Annotated in this window: 16 protein-coding genes, 1 other RNA gene and 1 pseudogene; 15 read left to right on the top strand and 3 right to left on the bottom strand. The window is 60.1% G+C overall.

Annotated elements, in window-relative coordinates; all coding sequences use genetic code 11:
• Positions 1–318: 318 nt before the first annotated feature.
• The 3 genes from QE453_RS18935 to QE453_RS18925 all read right to left on the bottom strand — a co-directional run bounded on the left by QE453_RS18935 (position 319) and on the right by QE453_RS18925 (position 3,421).
• Positions 319–1,398 carry a lytic transglycosylase domain-containing protein gene (locus QE453_RS18935; RefSeq protein WP_072494946.1) on the bottom strand — a complete coding sequence of 360 codons (1,080 nt, stop codon included), beginning with the start codon at positions 1,396–1,398 and terminating at the stop codon, positions 319–321.
• Positions 1,399–1,521: 123 nt separating this feature from the next.
• Positions 1,522–2,157: a LysE family translocator gene (locus QE453_RS18930; RefSeq protein ID WP_309777680.1), complete on the bottom strand. Its 636-nt coding sequence runs from the start codon at positions 2,155–2,157 to the stop codon at positions 1,522–1,524.
• A gap of 52 nt (positions 2,158–2,209) precedes the next feature.
• Complete coding sequence (locus QE453_RS18925; RefSeq protein ID WP_004442813.1) at positions 2,210–3,421, bottom strand: pyrophosphate--fructose-6-phosphate 1-phosphotransferase; 1,212 nt, start codon at positions 3,419–3,421, stop codon at positions 2,210–2,212.
• A 327-nt stretch (positions 3,422–3,748) separates the two neighbouring features.
• Here QE453_RS18925 and QE453_RS18920 point away from each other — a divergent pair, with 327 nt between their 5' ends.
• From QE453_RS18920 to ftsW, 15 genes and pseudogenes are all read left to right on the top strand, one after another.
• The gene (locus QE453_RS18920; protein WP_034498855.1) at positions 3,749–4,489 is read left to right on the top strand and encodes a DnaJ family molecular chaperone; all 741 of its coding nucleotides are present in this window, start codon (positions 3,749–3,751) and stop codon (positions 4,487–4,489) included.
• Positions 4,486–5,265, top strand: a complete 780-nt coding sequence (locus tag QE453_RS18915; RefSeq protein WP_107339236.1) for an N-acetylmuramoyl-L-alanine amidase — start codon at positions 4,486–4,488, stop codon at positions 5,263–5,265. Before QE453_RS18920 ends, QE453_RS18915 begins: the two co-directional genes overlap by 4 nt.
• Before the next feature lie 248 nt (positions 5,266–5,513).
• Entirely contained in the window at positions 5,514–6,053 is a 540-nt protein-coding gene (locus QE453_RS18910; protein ID WP_004442810.1) for a lytic transglycosylase domain-containing protein, read from the top strand.
• 88 nt (positions 6,054–6,141) lie between these two features.
• Positions 6,142–7,329 carry an FAD-dependent oxidoreductase gene (locus QE453_RS18905; protein ID WP_309777678.1) on the top strand — a complete coding sequence of 396 codons (1,188 nt, stop codon included), beginning with the start codon at positions 6,142–6,144 and terminating at the stop codon, positions 7,327–7,329.
• Positions 7,330–7,389: 60 nt separating this feature from the next.
• Complete coding sequence (locus QE453_RS18900; protein WP_006697751.1) at positions 7,390–8,580, top strand: FAD-binding oxidoreductase; 1,191 nt, start codon at positions 7,390–7,392, stop codon at positions 8,578–8,580.
• A 56-nt stretch (positions 8,581–8,636) separates the two neighbouring features.
• Positions 8,637–9,038, top strand: an RNA gene (gene rnpB, locus QE453_RS18895) — RNase P RNA component class A.
• Positions 9,039–9,439: 401 nt separating this feature from the next.
• Positions 9,440–9,880, top strand: coding sequence for a division/cell wall cluster transcriptional repressor MraZ (gene mraZ / locus QE453_RS18890; protein WP_004430734.1), 441 nt, complete (start codon positions 9,440–9,442; stop codon positions 9,878–9,880).
• A 14-nt stretch (positions 9,881–9,894) separates the two neighbouring features.
• The gene (gene rsmH, locus QE453_RS18885) at positions 9,895–10,920 is read left to right on the top strand and encodes a 16S rRNA (cytosine(1402)-N(4))-methyltransferase RsmH (RefSeq protein WP_309777676.1); all 1,026 of its coding nucleotides are present in this window, start codon (positions 9,895–9,897) and stop codon (positions 10,918–10,920) included.
• A 1-nt stretch (position 10,921) separates the two neighbouring features.
• The gene (locus QE453_RS18880) at positions 10,922–11,479 is read left to right on the top strand and encodes a hypothetical protein (protein WP_004442805.1); all 558 of its coding nucleotides are present in this window, start codon (positions 10,922–10,924) and stop codon (positions 11,477–11,479) included.
• Positions 11,479–13,221, top strand: a complete 1,743-nt coding sequence (locus QE453_RS18875) for a penicillin-binding protein 2 (RefSeq protein WP_004442804.1) — start codon at positions 11,479–11,481, stop codon at positions 13,219–13,221. The genes QE453_RS18880 and QE453_RS18875 overlap by 1 nt, the downstream gene beginning before the upstream one ends.
• A 57-nt stretch (positions 13,222–13,278) precedes the next feature.
• Positions 13,279–14,748 (top strand): UDP-N-acetylmuramoyl-L-alanyl-D-glutamate--2,6-diaminopimelate ligase, encoded by a 1,470-nt coding sequence (locus tag QE453_RS18870; RefSeq protein WP_108081445.1) that lies wholly within the window; start codon positions 13,279–13,281, stop codon positions 14,746–14,748.
• Positions 14,745–16,178, top strand: a complete 1,434-nt coding sequence (locus QE453_RS18865) for a UDP-N-acetylmuramoylalanyl-D-glutamyl-2,6-diaminopimelate--D-alanyl-D-alanine ligase (RefSeq protein ID WP_309777675.1) — start codon at positions 14,745–14,747, stop codon at positions 16,176–16,178. The genes QE453_RS18870 and QE453_RS18865 overlap by 4 nt, the downstream gene beginning before the upstream one ends.
• 23 nt (positions 16,179–16,201) lie before the next feature.
• Positions 16,202–17,302: a phospho-N-acetylmuramoyl-pentapeptide-transferase gene (mraY, locus tag QE453_RS18860; protein ID WP_309777673.1), complete on the top strand. Its 1,101-nt coding sequence runs from the start codon at positions 16,202–16,204 to the stop codon at positions 17,300–17,302.
• 3 nt (positions 17,303–17,305) lie between these two features.
• Positions 17,306–18,716: pseudogene (gene murD / locus QE453_RS18855) on the top strand (UDP-N-acetylmuramoyl-L-alanine--D-glutamate ligase).
• Between the two features lie 5 nt (positions 18,717–18,721).
• Positions 18,722–19,876 carry a putative lipid II flippase FtsW gene (gene ftsW / locus QE453_RS18850; RefSeq protein WP_004442795.1) on the top strand — a complete coding sequence of 385 codons (1,155 nt, stop codon included), beginning with the start codon at positions 18,722–18,724 and terminating at the stop codon, positions 19,874–19,876.
• Positions 19,877–19,879: the final 3 nt, after the last annotated feature.

Raw genomic sequence — 19,879 nt, 5'->3', positions numbered from 1 at the left:
CAGTCGATTGAGAGGCGTCTACAGCCGTGACGCTACAGTTTGATGACAGGGGCTGTGGGCGAAGGCGGGGAATGATGGAGACGCTGGAAAACCAGACGGGGCCGGCAGTACGGTACACAAAGAACCGCCCCAGCGCCGGATGGGGAGGCGACTGGCGCCGCTACGGATACGTCGCCTCGGGCTTGTCCCGAGGATCTGCACGTCCTGATATTTGCGAGGTTTTCAAATCCTTGGGACAAAACCAGGGATGGCGAAAGGAAAATGCCCGACGCTCAAGGACAAACGGCTGCACCGCGCTCAGAGCGACGCCAGAGGCGATCACTTGCGCAGAACGTGCAGCATGCCCTTGCGTTTTGCATCGTAATAATAACCGCGCGCGTAAAGCCTGACGGCGTTGTCGCGGTCGTTGCCCGCTACCACCCATGCGCCGCGTAAATATTTGACGGCGTATTTGAGATTGGTTTCGGCGTCGAACAGGCCCGAGGCGGGGCCATCGAAGCCCATGGAGCGTGCCGTAGCGTGCCTAATCTGCATCAGGCCGAAGTTACCGCTGTTATAGGCGCCGGGATTATACCGGCTTTCGCGCTGCACCACGCGATGAACCAGGTCTTCCGGTACATCATACATGCTGGCGTATTTGGAAATCAGCCCGCTCAATTTTTCGCGTCCGGCAGGTGGCGTATTAAGCGGCGCAGTCATCGCTTCATTCTGCCGGATGGCGGCAAGGGCGGCGTTGGTCGGCCCGGCGGCATAGGCGAGAACGGTGCTGTCCGGCTTGGGCAGCGGAATGACTTTGCGTTCGGCCGTCAGTTCGGTGCCGATGGAGGGTGAGCCGGGCGGCGGCGGTGCCGGCGGGAAGCTGCCCTTGACGGCAACCACCTGCGGCAGATCGGCCGCGGCATTATGGGAGGCAGGTTTGGCCGTCGCAGCCGCCGTTTCGATGGCTGCCGCCGCGGGAGCGGCGCTTGCCGGTGCGAGTGCTGCGGCCGCGGTGGGTGCAGATGCCGCCACGGCGGCTTGGGCGACCTCGGTCTGCTGCGGCTGCATCTGGGCAGTGATCGCAGCGGCGGCAGCTATTTCGGAAGCCGGCGGCAGCGCCACGCGTCCGCCCTTGACGGCGACGGCTGTGGGAAGTGCTGCTGCCTGAGAAGAGGCTGCGGTTTCGGCGGTCTGAACCGATGCAGCTGTCGGGGTTGCTGCTGCGGCCTCGGTCGCTGCTGGCTGCGCGGATGTCGACGCAGGAGTGGTCGCGGGGTTGACCGTTGCGATTTTAGGGCCGTTTGGCCCATCCTTCGCGGTATATTCGACGCTGGTGCATGCGCTCAATGCAAGTGCCAGACCCACGGTGGAAGACAGAAGAAGTGTCCTTCTTCCGCGGAATTTGCCCGAATTTCGCATGTTGCCGCCTTCGTTATGCCTGTCTTTCGATACCCCCGCGTCGAGCGAAGCAGGCAGTGTCCCGTCGAGCTTCATTAACCTATTGTAAGGAAAGCGGCAAGCCGGGAGGCGACTTGCAGTGTTTCAGGCCGCGATGCGCCTGTATCCGGCGCTGACCGCGCGGCCGGAAATGAAGTGCGTGCGGTACTTCTGGCGGATTTTCTTGTCGCCAGACATGCGCCGCACCAGTGCCAGAGTCGATTCGGGAAACAGCCCCTGCACGATGAGAATGGCCAGAGCCAGAAGCAGGACTACGGCCTGCGCCACGGCAAACGTCTCTACCGCATTGCCGGTGGTGGAGATGAATTGCGGCAACAGCGCCAGGAAGAAGGTGAAATAGCGCGGCCTCAGGGCGGCGGTTGCGTAACAATCTCGGAACGTTCCGCTCCCGGACTTGCCAGCCAGATTGTCATTATCGGCATTGGCCGCCTGGGCGGCGGGAGTGGCGAAAGTCCACAGGAAAAACAGCATCAGCCAACCGAGCCCGGCCCATTGCACGATTTCCACGAAAGACTGCGGCATATAGGCAAAGCCGGCCACAGGAATGGCTGAAATCGTCATGGCGGTTACGATACCGAGAGCGCCGCCGCTGACGGAAGCCAAAAGCGTCTTTTTGCTGCGGATGGCGGCATAAGAGGCGACAGAAAATACAAGGGGAGAGGGGAGTGCGAACACCACGGCACATGCTGCGCAAAAAATCAGCCAGGCCTGTCCAGACATTCTCTTCCTCCTTGCCCTCCCTGTCGCCGTCTTATTTTAGCCTACCGTAAAATCAGGCCGCTGTGAACGGCTGACCGACATGTTCCATCACTTCGGTAAACCATTTGGCAGAGAGGTCGAAATGCTTTCCGCCCTTGATACGCGGAAATTCGATGGTCCGCAATTTGCCATTCTGGTCTTCGTCGTGGCCGGTGACACCGGAGACCTTGTTGAGTGCGCTTTCCACGGCGAGATCGACCATGCCCTGGATGAGGCGCAGATCGTCACCATTGGCGGGGGCAGAGCGGGCGAAATAGCCCGATTTTTGCACCATGGAGCGTTCTGCGCCGATGAGGCTGGCAAACTGCTTCTGGAACCAGCCGCCGACATTGATCGTGTCGATCTTCACATGGCCGAAGGCATCGCGCTTTACCGCTTCGCCGGAAGCCTCGCGTTCAGCGACGATGGAATCGAGACCGGCACCTTCGGAGACGAACAGCGTGACGTAGCCGTGTCTGTCCATGATTTCCTTCAGGCGCTCGGCTTCCGCTTCGATGTCGAAGGCCATTTCCGGCAGGTAGATGCCGTCGATGTTCTTCATCTGCGTGTTCATCATCAGGCCTTCGACATATTCGTTGCCGTTGGTCTTCTGGATATAGGCACGGGCGGTGGCCGCCGTCAGCCAGCCGCAATGGCGGCCCATGACTTCGTGGATAACGAAGGTTTTGGGGGCTGCGCTCTGCTCGTTGCTGACATTGTCGAAGAAGGACGCGCCGACTTCGGCGGCCGTCCAGGCGCCAAGCGACTGCTTGATCGGAACCACGTCATTGTCCACCGTCTTCGGCAGACCGACGACGGTGAGGTCGTAGCCGTTGGCGCCGAGATAGGCGGCGAGGTCCGCTGCGGTCGTATTGGTGTCGTCACCGCCGATGGTATGAAGAATGGTGACGCCGTCGGCCGCCAGCCGCTCGGCAGCGACACGAAGCGGATTATCGCCTTCCTTGACGAGGCCGCGCTTGGCGCAATCGGCGGCGTTGGTAAGCTTGACGCGGCTGTTGCCGATCGGCGAGCCGCCGTAACGATGCAGCAGATGCGCCTTTTCCCGCATGTCTTTGCTGATTTCGATGCGATCACCCAGAAGCACGCCCTGATAACCGGAGCGGTAAGCGATGATGTCGATCTCAGGCGCTATATCGCTGTATCGTTCGATCAGGCCGCCCACGGCCGAAGAGAGACAGGGCGCAAGGCCACCCGCGGTCAGCATTGCGACTTTCTGTTTGGCCATCATGGCTCTCCTTTTGCGTATACTCAAACACATGTCTGGACATGTCTGGCAAATGGATGCGACAGCCGCGTGTAGGTGTAAAGTGAATTATCAAGAAAAACGCCGATTTCTCGCGCTTTTTCAGCGGCTTGACCTGACCGGGCAAATATAATCGTTTCAATAGGCCCATTGCGGACACGGGCCCAGTGCCCTGTGGAAAACCCGGAGTTCCGTTCATCCCGCTATCTTGTTCCTGAAGCAAAACTGTCGCAAAGATGAATAAAAGTTAATGCCGCTTACCCGCTGTGGATATTGCATTCGCGGCAATATCCCGTCATGCTTGCGGTCATGATGTTCGATTTCGCCTGTTTGCAAATTTCATCCCTGTGGGAACGGCTGCTCGGCGCAATCGGCGACGCGGCAGGGAACGCGCTTGGTCGCGTGGTGGAAGCCATCCGCACCCTGTTCGAAGGTGATCCGGAAACGCGCCGCAAGGTTTCTTTTTCCGTGGCCATCATCGCGCTTTCCGCCAAGATGGCGAAGGCCGACGGCATCGTCAACGATGCCGAGGTGCGGGCCTTCAGGCAGATTTTCGATTTTCCGGAAGAAGAAGCCAAAAACGTAGCCCGTCTTTATAACCTCGCACGTCAGGACGTTGCGGGTTACGAAGCCTATGCGGAGCGGCTGGCCGGTCTTTGCGGTTCCGGTCACGATAATTGCGAGATGCTGGAAAGCGTCATCGACGGCCTGTTTCATATCGCCAAGGCGGATGGCCTGATCCACGAGCGTGAGCTCGCCTTCCTCGGCCGTATCGCGGAAATCTTCCATATCACCGAAGATCATTTCGAAACGATCATGGCGCGGCATGTGCATATGGATGGGCGCGATCCCTACCGCGTGCTCGGTGTTTCGCCGTCCGACGACTTCCTGGATATCCGCAAGCGTTACCGTTCGCTGGTGGCGGAGCATCATCCCGACAAGCTCATCGCCCGTGGCGTTCCCATGGAATTGCATGCGGCTGCGAATGAGCGTATGGCGGCTCTCAACGCCGCCTATGCGGCCATCGAGAAAGAACGCCGCGTCGCATGAGTGAATGTCTGCCGGATTTTACCCCGGATTTCGGGGGCGCAACTGTTGCGCCTTCGCCTAATCACGGCGAGAGGATCGGCGTGCCCGGTCCCGATATCATTCTTCTTCATTATACCGGCATGACGACAGCCGATGGCGCTCTGTCGTGGCTCTGCAATCCCGAAAGCCAGGTATCGAGCCACTACTTTGTTTTCGAAGACGGGCGCATCGTCCAGCTTGTGCCGGAGACCCGACGTGCATGGCACGCGGGAAAAAGCTCCTGGGCCGGGGACGAGGACATCAACTCCCGCTCCATCGGCATCGAAATCGCCAATCAGGGTCATCCCGGCGGGCTGCCGGAATTCCCCATGGAGCAGGTGGAAGCCGTCATCGAATTATGTCGCGATTGCGGCCAGCGGTGGCATATCGCCCCTGAAAGGGTGCTTGCCCACTCGGACGTGGCGCCGATCCGCAAGGTCGATCCGGGCGAAAAATTCCCGTGGGACATCCTGTCGCAGCACGGTGTCGGCCATTGGGTTGAACCCGCGCCAATCCGCGGCGGGCGTTTTTTCCAGCGCGGCGACCATGGCCAGCCCGTCGAAGCGCTGCAGTCGATGCTGTCCATCTACGGTTACGGCGTTGAAATAACGGGCAATTATTGTGAAAAAACCGAGGGCGCCGTGGCGGCGTTCCAGAGGCATTTCCGGCCCGCACTGGTGGATGGCATTGCGGATTTTTCCACCATTGACACCCTGCACCGGCTGATTGCCAGCCTGCCGAAATTTTCGGTCGCCTGAACGCAGTTTCTGGAAAACGAATCCCGGTTTGCCGCGCTCCGCAAGTCGCTTTTTTTGGGTTGCCACAGTTAATCCGCATTGAGGAAGTTTAAGAACAGCACTGTATGCGGTGACGTTCTTCAGGGGAACCTGCCGTCAATATCAATCAAGGAGACCGGACAGCGGAGAGTCGCGATCGACTTTCCGGGCGTTGACTAATTGTGCCGATTCATTGTTCCGGTCCTCCGATCTGGAGACTTTTTCTACATATGAACAGGGTTGTTGTTGCTGTCGTAGTGGGTATTGCTGTACTCGCTTCGCAGGCGGGGATTGCTTTTGCCAAAGATGAAGACGTGAAGACCAAGACCGTGACGCTGGAGAATTTCTTCCGCAAGCCCGGTTATCCCATGCCAGAAAAGAGCCTGCCTTCTTCGCTCAGGAACGATTATTCCGATCTGATCGTCAAATATGCCAAGCGTTACGGCGTTCCCACCAATCTGGCGCATGCCGTGGTTTCGGTTGAAAGCAAGTTCAACCCCAAGGCTCGTGGCAGCGCCGGCGAAGTCGGGCTGATGCAGATCAAGCCGGCAACGGCGCGGATGATGGGTTATCGCGGCACGACCAAAGCGCTGTACGACCCCGAGACCAACATTCGCTGGGGCATGCAATATCTGGCGACGGCGCATCAGTTGGGCGGCGGTCAGGTTTGCAGCACGATCCTGCGGTACAATGCCGGCCATGGCGCTACCCGCATGAACCCGGTCTCCAAGCGTTATTGCGGCAAGGTGCAGGCGCTGCTGGCCGGCTGAGGCCTCCATCGTCTGAGAAATTGCGAAAAGCGATTCCGCTTCCACCCGGCATGCTGTAGTCAGAAGCAAAGCTGATACGGAGCATGACATGCCGGATTTCAAATATATCGTCGTCGGGGCCGGGATGATGGGAGCGGCTGCGGCGCGGCATCTCTCAGTGCAAACGGATGGCGTGGTGCTGATCGGCCCGGGTGAACCCGCCGATCCCAAGACCCATAAAGGCGTGTTCTCAAGCCATTACGACGAGGCGCGCATCACTCGCGGGTTTGACGGCGATCCCGTCTGGGCGGAACTGGCGCAACGTTCCATCCACCGTTATGACGAGATCGAGGCTAAGAGCGGCATCCGCTTTTTCACCGAAGCGGGCTGCCTGTTCACCGGCAACGGCAAGGGTCTTGCCGGTGATTATGTCTCGCGCGCCCTTTCCTCGGCCGACCGTCTAGGCCTTGGCGTAGAGACGCTGGGCCATGATGTGCTTGCCGACCGGTTCCCGATGTTCTCCCTGCCAGCCGATCACGGCGGTTATTTCGAGGCGCGGAATGCCGGTCACGTCAATCCACGCGCCCTGGTGAAAGCGCAGTGCGCCATCGCGGAAGCGCAGGGCGCACGGTTGCTGCGCGAGACGGTGGCGCATATTCGCGATACCTCCCGCGGCGTTGAGGTTTCGACCCGCGAAGGGGCCATCCACACCGCCGAAAAGGTCATCGTAGCCGCCGGCGGTTTTACCAACATGGCAGAACTTCTTCCATCGTCGGTCGATATGGCGGCAACGGGCCGAACCATCGTGTTTTTCGAGTTGGATGAGGCAAGGCAGGCCCTGTTTGGAGCGATGCCATCCACCATCGTCCTCGCGGAAACCGAGGACGACATCGTCTACATCCTGCCGCCGGTGCGTTATCCCGACGGCAAGGTCTATCTGAAGATCGGCGGCGAGAGCGAGAAGGGCAGGCTGGAAACGCTGGCTGACGCGGTTGGCTGGTTCCATTCGGACGGCACGCCTGAGGAGGTGGAGTTTTTGAAGAAGCGGGCGCTATCACTGATGCCGGAGCTTGCCGGCTGCCCCGTGACCTCCGGCTCTTGTGTCGCCTCCATCACCCGCAGCGGCTATCCCTACATCGGCTATACGCTATCTTCCAACATCGCGGTTCTGACCGGCGGCAATTTCGTTTCCGCCAAATCTTCGGACGAAATCGGACGGCTGGGAGCCGTGCTGCTTTTGAACGGTCAGCTGGCAGAGGATGAGTTCGCCGCCGAAATGGCCCCGGTTTTCGTCTGACATTTTCGGGCGAAGCGGCTAAAAGGTTTCGACGGAAGTGAGCGGGTAAAGAGGGGCGGCATGTCGGGACATTTCAAATATATCGTCGTGGGCCCCGGCATGATGGGTGCCGCCGCCGCCCGTCATCTGGCCGAAACAGTGGATGGCGTCGCGCTGATCGGTCCCGGTGAACCTGCCGACATCAAATCGCATCAGGGTGTGTTCGCCAGCCATTATGACGAGGCGCGGATTACCCGCACCATCGATGGCGATGCCGACTGGGCGTTGCTCGCTAACCGTTCCATTGCACGTTATGGCGATATTGCGACACGCAGCGGTGTCGAGTTTTACGCGCCGGTCGGCTGCCTGATGGTTGGACCTGAGCGGGGCGGCGCCAATCCCTTTGTCGATGATGTTCTGAAGGCGGCTGCTCGGCTCGGGGTTTCCACGGAACTCCTGGATGACCAGAGCCTGAAAAGCCGCTTTCCCTATTTCTCCTTCGAACAGAGCTGCGAAGGCGTCTTCGAGAGGGATAATGCCGGTTACGTCAATCCCCGCGCGCTGGTGAAAGCACAGACCATACTGGCGGAAAAGGCGGGTGTTACGCTGATCGACGATATCGTTGTTTCCACGCGGGAAGAAAGTGGCCGGGCATCGGTTCATACGGCATCAGGTGCGGTTTACACCGCAGACCGGGTGTTGGTGGCGGCTGGCGGCTTCTCGATTACCAAAGATCTGTTGCCCCAGCCGGTAGCGCTGGATGTCTATGCCCGCACCGTTGCTTTCTTTGAGATAGATGAGGGTGATCTGGATCAATATGCCGGCATGCCGTCGCTGATCTACGAGCCGCGCGATACGACAAAACATATCTATCTTCTGCCGCCGGTCCGCTATCCCGATGGCAAATTCTACCTGAAGATTGGCGGCGATCCCGATGACAAGCGGCTCGGCAGTGATCCGGAAATCCGGGAATGGTTCCGTTCCGGCGGACGTGAAAGCGTGCGGGATCATCTCGCTGACATCGTCGGAACGCTGGTGCCTGCCATCGATCTCTCGCGTGTCTCGATGGCCGCCTGTGTCGTCTCCAAAACCGGCAGCGGTTATCCCGCCATTGGTTTCACAGCCTCGCCGCGCATCGCCGTTCTGACCGGTGGTAACGGCACGGCGGCCAAGAGCTCCGATGAGATCGGACGGCTTGGCGCGTTGCTGCTACGAGACGGAGAAATCGCCGACGGTGCTTTCTCGACGGATTTCAAACCCGCATTTCTTTAATCTTGGCCGTCGCTTTTCGGTGGCTTTCGCTGCGGAACATGGTTATGCAGCCCATGCCAGTTGGCCGGGCAGCCGCGCTTTACCAATGTCGAAAGACGGTAAGGTGAGGAAAGTCCGGGCTCCACGGAAATACGGTGCCGGATAACGTCCGGCGGGGGCGACCCCAGGGAAAGTGCCACAGAGAGCAAACCGCCATGCATCGCATGGTAAGGGTGAAAGGGTGGGGTAAGAGCCCACCGCGCTTCTGGTAACAGCGGCGGCAAGGTAAACCCCACCGGGAGCAAGACCGAATAGGGATGACACGGGGCGGGCGAAAGCCCGTTCACAGCCGGTTTCCGGGCCCGTCATCCGGGTGGGTTGCGCGAGGCGGCATGCAAATGCCGTCCCAGATGAATGGCTGCCACGTTCCGGGTCAAACCGGGGCCATACAGAACCCGGCTTACAGGCCAACTGGCGAATTTCCTCTTCGGCTTCGAGGGTGGAAATTTTGGCGGGATGAAGACATCCTGTTGTTTCATAAAAGAAAATATATTTTTCCATGATGCATTTTTGCGTCGTGAAGGCGGGTTGCTGCGCGCAAAGTAAACCATTCGTTAAACTTAACGGCTTATGAATTTCCGATGCGAAGGCGGTATCGTGCCGGCTTCATCCCATTGACGCCCATAGTGTCCCATGGTATCCCAAATGCACACCACATTGGGTCGTGTTTTTGACCCGCAATCGCTGAAACGAGTGAGGAGCCTGCAAGGGGCTGCTGCAGGGCACGTCGCCCTGGCGCTTGGCGATGTGTCGTGCGTACCGGTGTCGGCTGCGGGGCGGATGAATCGCTTTGCGGCATGCGGTTTTGGCGAGTTGAGTAATGGACCGCTTTTTATCGAACGTGACGAACAGGATCGACGCCAAGGGGCGCGTTTCGGTTCCGTCTCCGTTTCGTTCGGTGCTGGCGAAGCGCGGCATTCAGGAGCTTTATTGTCTCCAGGATTTTGCGTTTCCGGCAATCAGTGTCGGCGGTCCGGATCTGCTGGAGCGCTACGAGCGGCAGATCGCGTCCATGGATGCCTTCTCGCCGGAAGCGAACGCAATGTCGCTGCTGGTTCACGGCGGCGGTGTTTTCATGAAGCTCGACCAGGAAGGTCGATTGATGGTGACGGATTTTGTGCGGGAATTCACCGGCATCTCTACCGAGGTCACCTTCGTCGGACGAGCGGATCATTTTCAGCTTTGGCAACCGGATGCGTTTTTGGCGGCGCAGGCGGAAGCAAGAGCGGGGCGCGGTTTTTCGGCTGCTCGCCCCGCCTAGGACGGGGACAGTCAATGGCGGCGAATTCTGGCGGACGATCTTCTGATGCCGATGGCGGACCTCAGCGCCATATCCCCGTGCTGCTTCGTGAAGTCATCAGCGCGCTTGAACCCGCCCCCGGCAAAATTATTCTGGATGGCACTTTCGGCGCCGGCGGCTATACCCAGGCCATTCTCGATCACGGCGCAAATGTCATCGCACTAGACCGCGATCCAACGGCGATCTCCGGCGGTCAGGCAATGGTCGCAGCCAATGGCGGCCGGCTTTCGCTCATCCAGTCGCAATTTTCCGATCTCGCGAAACATGCGCCCGAGGGCGGCCTTGATGGCGTCGTTCTCGATATCGGCGTATCCTCCATGCAGATCGACGAGGCGGAGCGCGGTTTTTCCTTCCAGAAGAACGGCCCGCTCGACATGCGCATGTCCGCTTCCGGCGTTTCGGCAGCCGATGTCGTCAACCGCGCCAAGGTTGGCGATCTCATCCGCATCTTCGGTTTTCTCGGGGAAGAAAAGCAGCCGGGTCGCATTGCCCGCGCCATTGAGAAGAAGAGGGCGGAAGAGCCTTTCCGCACCACGCGCGATCTGGCGGGCCTGATCGAGATCGTCACGCCACGGAAAGCCAAGGACAAGATTCATCCGGCAACGCGGGTCTTCCAGGCGCTGCGTGTTTTCGTCAATGATGAGCTGGGTGAGCTGGCGCAGGCATTGTTTGCCGCCGAGCAGGTTCTGAAGCCCGGAGGTCGGCTGGTCGTCGTCACCTTCCATTCGCTGGAAGACCGTATCGTCAAGAAATTCTTCTCCGACCGTTCGGGCAAGGCAGCCGGTTCCCGGCATCTGCCGATGGTGGAGGACAAGCCCTCCATTTTCGAGAATATCGGGAAGCCGATGATTGCTGCCAGCGACGAGGAGGCGGAGCTTAATCCGCGGGCCCGTTCGGCCAAGCTCCGCGCTGGCCTGCGCACCACGGCAACGGCGCGCGCTGCGGATTTCTCGATATTCGAGCTTCCCGATCTCGCCAGCCTTGAAAAGATGGGAGGCTGATATGCTGCGCACTTTCGATGTCATCTTGATGGGGGTCATGGTCGCTGCGGCGGTCGTGACCTATTCGATCAAGCACAAGGCCGATCTCAAGCTTGAGGAGGTCCGCAAGCTGGAGGCGGAAATCAAGCTTGAGAAAGATACGATCGATCTCCTGCGCGCTGACTGGGCGCTGCTGACGCAGCCGAACCGTCTGCACCGTCTCGTCAATGCCTATCAAACGGAACTCGGTCTTTCGCCGACACTGCCGACGCAACTGGCGCAGCCGCGCGAGCTGCCGATGCTGCGTTCGCAATTGCCGCAGCCGCCCGAGCCGGAAGGCATGAGCGTCGAGGATGTCATCGCCGCTGCCGTCAATGGCTCCAAACCCGGCGCGACGCTGGGCGGCGCTTCCAAGCCAAAATCACCGCCGGCAGGCCAGATTGCCGTCAACGGCGTGCCGGTGCCTACGCCGCGCGCCCGTGTTTCTCGCCCGGCACCGGCACCCGTGCCCGTTGCCTCCGCCACCGCCGGTGATGAAACCGACATGGACGACACGATAACAGGATCGGTGAACCGCTGATGTCTTTTCTCTCCCGCGCCATGGTTTTGAAGAGCAAGGCTCACTTTTCCGCCAGCACGACCGGCATCCACACCGATCATGCGGCGTTTGAAGGCGCGCGCAAGAAGCGCGCGGCGCAGGCGAAAAGCCGCGTCGGCCTTCTCATTTTTGGTTTTGTCGCCTTTTACGCCGTCGTCGGCGGCCGTCTGGTGCAATATGGCATGGCAGAGCAGGAGACGGTGTCGAGCATCGCGCCAGCCGACAGGCTGATGGCGTCGCGCCCTGATCTTCTCGACCGTAACGGCGAGGTGCTGGCCACCGATATCCGCACCGTCTCGCTGTTTGCCGAGCCCCATCGTATCGTCGATATTGACGAGGCCATCGAAAAGCTGCGCACCGTCCTGCCGGATCTCGACCAGCGTACGACCTATCAGAAGCTCTCCTCCAATTCGCGGTTCCAGTGGCTGCGCCGCCAGTTGACGCCGAAGCAGCAGAGCCAGATTCTCGCGCTTGGTATTCCCGGCATCGGCTTCCGTCCGGAAAAGCGCCGCTTCTATCCCGGCGGACCGACCGCAGCGCATGTCGTCGGTCACGTTAATATCGACAACCGCGGTGTTGCCGGCATGGAGCGTTACGTCGACAGCCAGGGTCTTGCCGATCTCACGGCGCTTGGCATGACGAGCGATCAGCCGCTCGAGCCTGTGAAGCTTTCCATCGACCTGCGCGTGCAGTCCATCGTGCGCGAAGTCGTGACTTCGGCCATCACCAAGTTCCAGGCGATCGGCGCCGGTGCCGTGGTTCTGGATGTGCATACCGGCGAAGTGCTGGCCATGGCCTCGGTGCCGGATTACGATCCGAACAACCCGGCCGAAGGCGCGAAGGAAGGCTGGCTCAACCGCATGTCGAACGGCACGTTCGAAATGGGCTCCACCTTCAAATCCTTCACCATTGCCATGGGTCTTGATTCGGGCCGCGTCCGCCTCGGTGATATGTTCGACGCGCGTTACCCGATCCGCATCGGCGGCTTCACCATCAAGGACTTCCACGGCAAGGGCCGCATGCTCTCGGTGCCGGAAATCTTCCAGTTTTCGTCCAATATCGGTACGGCCAAGATTGCCGATACCGTTGGCACCGAAGGGCACAAGGAATTCCTGACGCGGCTTGGTCTTCTCACCCGCATGCAGACCGAACTGCCTGAAGTGGCGCTGCCTTCGCAGCCGCGTGAGTGGAAGAAGATCAACTCCATCACCATCTCCTTCGGCCACGGCGTTTCAACCACACCGCTGCAGACGGCGGTTGCCGGTGCGGCACTCGTCAATGGCGGCAAACTCATCGAGCCGACCTTCCTGCCGCGCACCCGTGAACAGGCGGATCAGGTGGCAAAGCAGGTGCTGAAACCCGGCGCCAGCAAGGATATGCGCTTCCTCTTCGAATGGAACGGCGTCAACGGTTCAGGCCGAAATGCGCGCGTCGATGGGTTCAACGTCGGCGGCAAGACCGGCACGGCCGATAAGGTCGTCAACGGCCGTTATGTGCACGACAAGAACTTCAACGCCTTCCTGTCAGCTTTCCCGATGGATGATCCGCAATATGTGGTGCTGTCCTTCATCGATGAACCGAAGACCGACAAGGGCAATGGCGCGGCACTCGCCGGCACGTCCGCAGCGCCCATGGTGCACGATATCATCAGCCGCACGGCGGCGGTGCTGGGTGTGAAGCCGAAGTTCGGCAAGGATGGCTCGGCCTTGCTCGTGTCTTATTGATTGTTAGCTTATGATGTTCCGGCGATTCGTGCCGGGGGGACAAGACGGAAACAGTCGATGAATTTGCGAGATATATCCGGAAATGCGTTTCCGGAATTGAAAGAATTGCTCCTGTCTGAGATCGGGGCGATCGAAATCGGGGGGATCACCGCAGACAGCCGCAAGGCTGCGCCGGGCAGCCTGTTCGTTGCGGTTTCTGGCACCAAGGCTGATGGTGCGACCTATGTAAAGGATGCGGTTGCCAAGGGTGCCGTTGCCGTTGTTTCCGGGCACGCGGTGGAAGCCGAAGTGCCAGTTCTGGTCGTCACCGACCCACGCCTTTATCTCTCCCTTGCCGCCTCCCGCTTTTACGGAAAACAACCGGAAACCATGGTCGCCGTCACCGGCACCGCGGGAAAGACCTCGGTTGCCTCCTTCGTGCGGCAGATCTGGGCTTTCGCCGGCCATGCCGCAGCCCAGATCGGCACAACCGGTGTCATCGCTCCCGGCCGGGAGGATTATGGCGCGCTGACGACGCCCGATCCGGTGACGCTGCATGCGCTTCTGGCCGAGCTTGCGAGCGAGGGCGTCACCCACGCGGCGATGGAAGCTTCCAGCCACGGTCTCGACCAGCGCCGCCTCGATGGCGTGCACCTTTCTGCCGCCGGCTTCACCAATCTTGGCCGCGACCACATGGATTACCATCCAACCGTCGAGGATTACATGGCCGCGAAGATGCGGCTTTTCGATACGCTGATGGAAAAAGGCGCTCCCGCCGTGATCTTCGCCGATGACCCTTGGTCGGACAAGGCGGTTCATGCGGCGCGCGAAGCGGGTCTCGATGTCCGTACCGTCGGACGGAACGGGCAATATCTCGCTTTGAAGCGCGTCGAGCATTTCCGCCACAAGCAGATGATCGAAGTGCATCATGACGGCGTCATCCACGAAGTCGATATCCCGCTGGCGGGTGATTTCCAGGTGGCCAATGCGCTGGTTGCCGCCGGTCTTGCCATGTCGACGGGTGTTCCCGCCGCAACGGCGCTCAAGGCGCTCGAAAAGCTTGTCGGCGCTGCCGGCCGTCTCGAACTGGTGGGACAGACGAAAAACGGCGCGCTTGCCTATGTGGATTACGCCCATAAGCCCGATGCGCTGGAAAACGTGCTGACCTCGGTCCGGCCCTTCACCTCCGGCCGCATCATCACCGTGTTCGGCTGCGGCGGCGACCGCGACAAGGGCAAACGCCCGATCATGGGCGAGGTCGCGACCCGTCTTTCCGACATCGTCATCGTCACGGACGACAATCCGCGCTCCGAAGACGCGGCGACGATCCGCTCCGAGGTGATGGCGGCGGCGCCCGGCGCTCTGGAAATTGGCGACAGGTCCGAGGCGATCCGCCATGCGGTGTCGATGCTGTCGCATGGCGATACGCTGATCGTCGCGGGCAAAGGGCATGAAGAAGGGCAGATCGTTGGCTCCGTGACACTGCCTTTTTCCGATCATGAACAGGTGCGCACTGCACTGGCAGCGCTGGAAGGATCGAAAATTTGAGCTGGTTATGGACAGTCGCCGATATGATCGCCATCACCGCAGGACGCCCGGTGGGCAACCTGCCGACAGGAATCACCGGCATTTCCATCGACAGCCGGACGGTGAAGCCGGGCGAAGCTTTCTTCGCCATCAAGGGTGATCGTGTCGACGGTCACGACTATACGAGTTTCGCGGTTGCCAACGGGGCAGGACTTCTGGTCGTTGCTGAAGCCAAGCTACCAGCGCTCGGCCGCCTGACGGTGCCGATGATCGTGGTCGAAGATGTTCTTGCAGCCCTTGGCAAGCTTGCCATCGCGGCGCGTCAAAGAACATCGGCGCGCATCATCGCGGTGACCGGCTCGGTCGGCAAGACGACGACGAAGGAAATGCTGCGGCAGGCGCTCGCGCCATCGGGCCGGGTGCATGCGGCGGTGGCTTCCTTCAACAACCATTGGGGTGTGCCGCTGACGCTGGCCCGCATGCCTGCCGATACTGAATTCGGCGTGTTCGAAATAGGCATGAACCATTCCGGCGAAATCCGGCATTTGGTGAAGATGGTCCGCCCACATGTGGCGATCATCACCACCATCGCGCCTGCCCATCTCGGCAACTTCAACAACATCGAAGAGATCGCCGCCGCCAAGGCGGAGATTTTCGAGGGCGTGGAGCAGGGCGGTTCCGTCATCCTCAATCGTGACAATGCCCAGTTCGAGCAGCTTGAAGAGGCGGCGCAGGAGCAGGGCATCGAACACATCCTGACCTTCGGTCAGCATGCCAAGGCGGATTTCCGCCTCGCGGATTTCGAGAGCACGACGACGGGCTCGACGATCTGGGCGATCCTGAACGGCGAAACCAGCGAGCTGCATCTCAACATTCCGGGCCGGCACATTGCGGACAATGCGATGGCGGTGCTCGGCGCCGTGGCGATCACGGGCGCCAATCTCGACCGCGCTTTCGAAGCGCTGGGATCGCTTGAGGCGGTGAAGGGGCGTGGCCAGCGCCACCATCTGCAGATCAACGGCGGCTCCTTCCTTCTGATCGATGAAAGCTACAACGCCAATCCTGCCTCCATGCGGGCGTCGATCGCCGTGCTGGCGGAAACGCCGACGCAGGGCCATGGCCGTCGCGTTGCCGTCCTCGGCGACATGCTGGAGATGGGCGAATTTTCGGCGCAACTACATGAGGAATTGGCGGGGCCATTGCTTGCGGCGGGTATCGAACATGTGTGGCTGGCAGGCGAGGCGATGGCCGCTTTGCGCGACGCGCTGCCTGATAGCGTCACCGTCATCTGGTTCCCGACGACGGCGGAACTCACCGATTTCGCCCTGCAATGGGTGCAACCGGGAGACGCGCTGATGGTAAAATCGTCACTTGGCCTCGGTTTCGGCAAGATTGTCGCCGCCCTGCTTGACAAGTATCCGGCATTCCCCGAGACGGAACGCCAAGTCTGAAATAGCCTTTTGAAAGGGCAATTATGCTGATCTGGCTCGTCGAACTGTCGGAAAAAATTCAAATCTTCAACCTGTTCCGGTACATCACCTTCCGGGCGGGGGCGGCGATGTTCACCTCTGCGTTGATCGTCTTCCTGTTTGGACCGGCCATCATCAATTCGCTGCGCGTGCGCCAGGGCAAAGGCCAGCCGATCCGCGCCGATGGACCGCAGACGCATTTCAAGAAGGCCGGCACCCCGACCATGGGCGGCTTGATGATCCTCGCCGGCATTCTCGGCGGTTCGCTGCTCTGGGGCGACCTGTCGAATGTCTATGTCGTCGCCGTTCTAATGGTGACGCTTGGTTTCGGAGCCATCGGCTTCTATGACGATTATCTGAAAGTGACGAAACAGAGCGACAAGGGTTTTTCCGGCAAGGCTCGTCTCGGCATCGAATTCCTGATCGCGGCGATTGCCGTGTTTTTCATGATGAAGATGGCGCTCGCTTCCGCGCCGCATGGCGGCACGCTCGGCAGCTCCATCGCTTTTCCCTTTTTCAAGGAATTCGTGATCAATCTCGGTTATTTCTTCGTGCTGTTCGGTGCTTTCGTCATCGTCGGCGCGGGGAATGCGGTGAACCTGACCGACGGTCTTGATGGTCTCGCCATCGTGCCGGTCATGATCGCGGCCGCCACTTTCGGTGTGATCGCCTATCTCGCCGGTAACGCCGTTTTTGCCAATTACCTGCAGATCAATTTCGTGCCCGGCACGGGTGAACTCGCCGTTATTGTCGGCGCCGTCATCGGTGCCGGCCTCGGTTTTCTGTGGTTCAATGCGCCGCCCGCCGCCATCTTCATGGGCGATACGGGTTCGCTCGCGCTGGGTGGCCTGATCGGCTCCATCGCAGTCGCCACCAAGCACGAGATCGTCATGGTCATCGTCGGCGGCCTCTTCGTCATGGAAACCCTGTCGGTCATCATCCAGGTCTTCTGGTTCAAGCGCACCGGCAGGCGCGTCTTCCTGATGGCGCCGATCCATCACCATTTCGAGAAAAAGGGCTGGACGGAAAGCCAGGTGGTCATCCGTTTCTGGATCATCTCCGTTGGCCTCGCGCTGCTTGGCCTCGCTACCCTGAAGCTGAGGTGAGCGATGATCCCGGTCACGTCGTTTAAGGGTAAGAAAGTCGCTCTTTTCGGGCTCGGCGGTTCGGGTCTTGTCACGGCCCGGGCGCTGGTCGCCGGCGGTGCCGACGTCGTGGCTTTCGATGATAATCCTGACAGTGTCGCAAAGGCCGAGGCCGAGGGCATCAAGACGGCGGATCTCCGGACGATTGACTGGTCGAGTTTCTCCTCCTTCGTGCTGGCACCGGGCGTGCCGCTGACGCATCCGAAGCCGCACTGGTCCGTCGATCTGGCGAAAGCCTCCGGCGTCGAGATCATCGGCGATATCGAACTCTTTGTCCGTGAACGTCGTGCGCACGCGCCGGATTGCCCCTTCATCGCGATTACCGGGACCAACGGCAAGTCGACCACCACGGCGCTGATCGCACATATTCTGAAATCGGCTGGTCGCGATACGCAGCTTGGCGGCAATATCGGTACGGCGGTACTGAGCCTCGATCCGCCTAAGGCGCAGCGCTTCTACGTTGTTGAGTGCTCATCCTACCAGATTGACCTGGCACCCACGATCAATCCGACTGCCGGCATTCTTCTCAACCTCACTCCCGATCATCTCGACCGGCATGGCACGATGCAGCACTATGCCGACGTCAAGGAACGGCTTGTTGCCGGCAGCGGCACGGCGATTGTCGGTGTCGACGACAGCTACTCGACGCTGATTGCCGATCGCGTTGAGCGTGCCGGCGTCAGGGTTGAGCGCATTTCCAAGCGCAATGTCGTTTCCGAAGGTCTTTATGCCGAGGGCAGCCGCATCCTGCGGGCGCATGGGGGAACTTCGTCGTTACTGGTCGATCTCGATGGTATCCAGACGCTTCGCGGCAGCCACAATGCGCAAAATGCGGCGGCGGCAATTGCGGCCTGCCTTGCAGTCGGTGTTTCCGAGGATGAAGTTTGTGCAGGTCTCAAATCCTTCCCCGGCCTCAAGCATCGCATGCAGCCGGTTGGCCGACGCGGCAATGTCACCTTCGTCAATGACAGCAAGGCCACCAATGCAGATGCGGCGGCACCTGCGCTTTCGAGCTTTGACCGCATTTACTGGATTGCCGGCGGTCTGCCGAAGGCCGGCGGGATTACCAGCCTTTCACCGCTTTTTCCCGCGCATCGCAAAAGCCTATCTGATCGGCGAGGCGGCGGCTGAATTTGCAGCGACGCTCGGTGAAGCGGTGCCCTATGAAATATCCGGCACCCTGGACAAGGCCGTGCAGCATGCGGCGGCGGATGCGGAAAAAGACGCGACGCCCGGCAATATCGTGATGTTGTCCCCGGCTTGCGCAAGCTTCGATCAATATAAGAACTTTGAAGTCAGAGGTGATTCGTTTGTCGCGCAGGTCGCGGCGCTCGATGGCATGACGATGCTCGTTCACTCTGGAAAAGGGGGCTGAAGGCCATGGTAAGCCGAGTTGATCGCGGTCCGGTCGCGGAATGGTTCTGGACCATCGACCGTTTCTTTCTGGCGGCATTCATCGCGCTGATGGGCATCGGCCTGATGCTGTCCTTCGCGGCGTCGCCGGCCGTTGCCGAGCGTATCGGCCTCAACAGCTTCTTTTTCGTTGAGCGTCAGGCCATGTTCATGGTGCCATCGCTGGCAATCATGGTCGGCTTGTCCTTCCTGTCGCCGCGCCAGGTGCGCCGCGTGGCGGTCATCATGCTGATCGCCTCGCTGCTGATGATGATCTTTGCACTGTTCTTCGGCATCGAGGTGAAGGGCGCGCGGCGGTGGATTTCCATCGGCACTTTCTCGATCCAGCCGTCGGAATTCATGAAGCCGGCTTTCGTCATCGTCTGCGCATGGCTTTTTGCAGAGCGGGCGCGTCATCCGGAAATTCCGGGCAATCTCTTTGCGATCATCACCTTCGGAATCGTGGCCGCACTTCTCATCGCCCAGCCTGACTTCGGCCAGACGATCCTGACCTCCGTTGTCTGGGGCGGCATGTTCTTCATGGCGGGTGTGCCGTGGTTCTGGATCATCATGCTCGGGGGTCTCGGCGTCGGCGGCATCATCTCCGCCTATCTCATGCTGCCGCACGTGGCCGGCCGTATCGACCGTTTCTGGACGGGTGAGGGCGACACATTCCAGGTGGACACGGCGCGTGAAGCGATCATTCGTGGCGACTGGTTCGGTCGCGGACCGGGTGAGGGTATCGTCAAGCGCATCATTCCCGATAGCCATACCGACTTCATCTTCTCGGTTGCAGCGGAAGAATTCGGCATCGTTTTCTGCATGTTTCTTGTTGCCATCTTCGCCTTCATCGTGCTGCGCGGCCTGTCGCACGCCTTCAAGGAAAAGGACGATTTCTGCCGCTTCGCCGTGGCTGGCCTTGTGCTGCAGATCGGCATGCAGTCGATGATCAATATCGGCGTCAATCTGGAACTGATGCCTGCCAAGGGCATGACCTTGCCGCTGATTTCCTATGGTGGTTCGTCAATGATGGCGATATGCGTGACCGCCGGTTTCCTTCTGGCATTGACACGCCACAGACCCGAAAAGCGGGCGCAGGAGCGGAGTTTCTTCCGCGTCGGTTCCGGCGTTCCCGCGGAGTAAACG

The sequence above is a fragment of the Agrobacterium sp. SORGH_AS_0440 genome (assembly GCF_031453135.1).
In the GTDB taxonomy this organism is placed as follows: Bacteria; Pseudomonadota; Alphaproteobacteria; order Rhizobiales; family Rhizobiaceae; genus Agrobacterium; species Agrobacterium pusense.
This window is presented reverse-complemented; position numbering and strand designations above follow the sequence as displayed.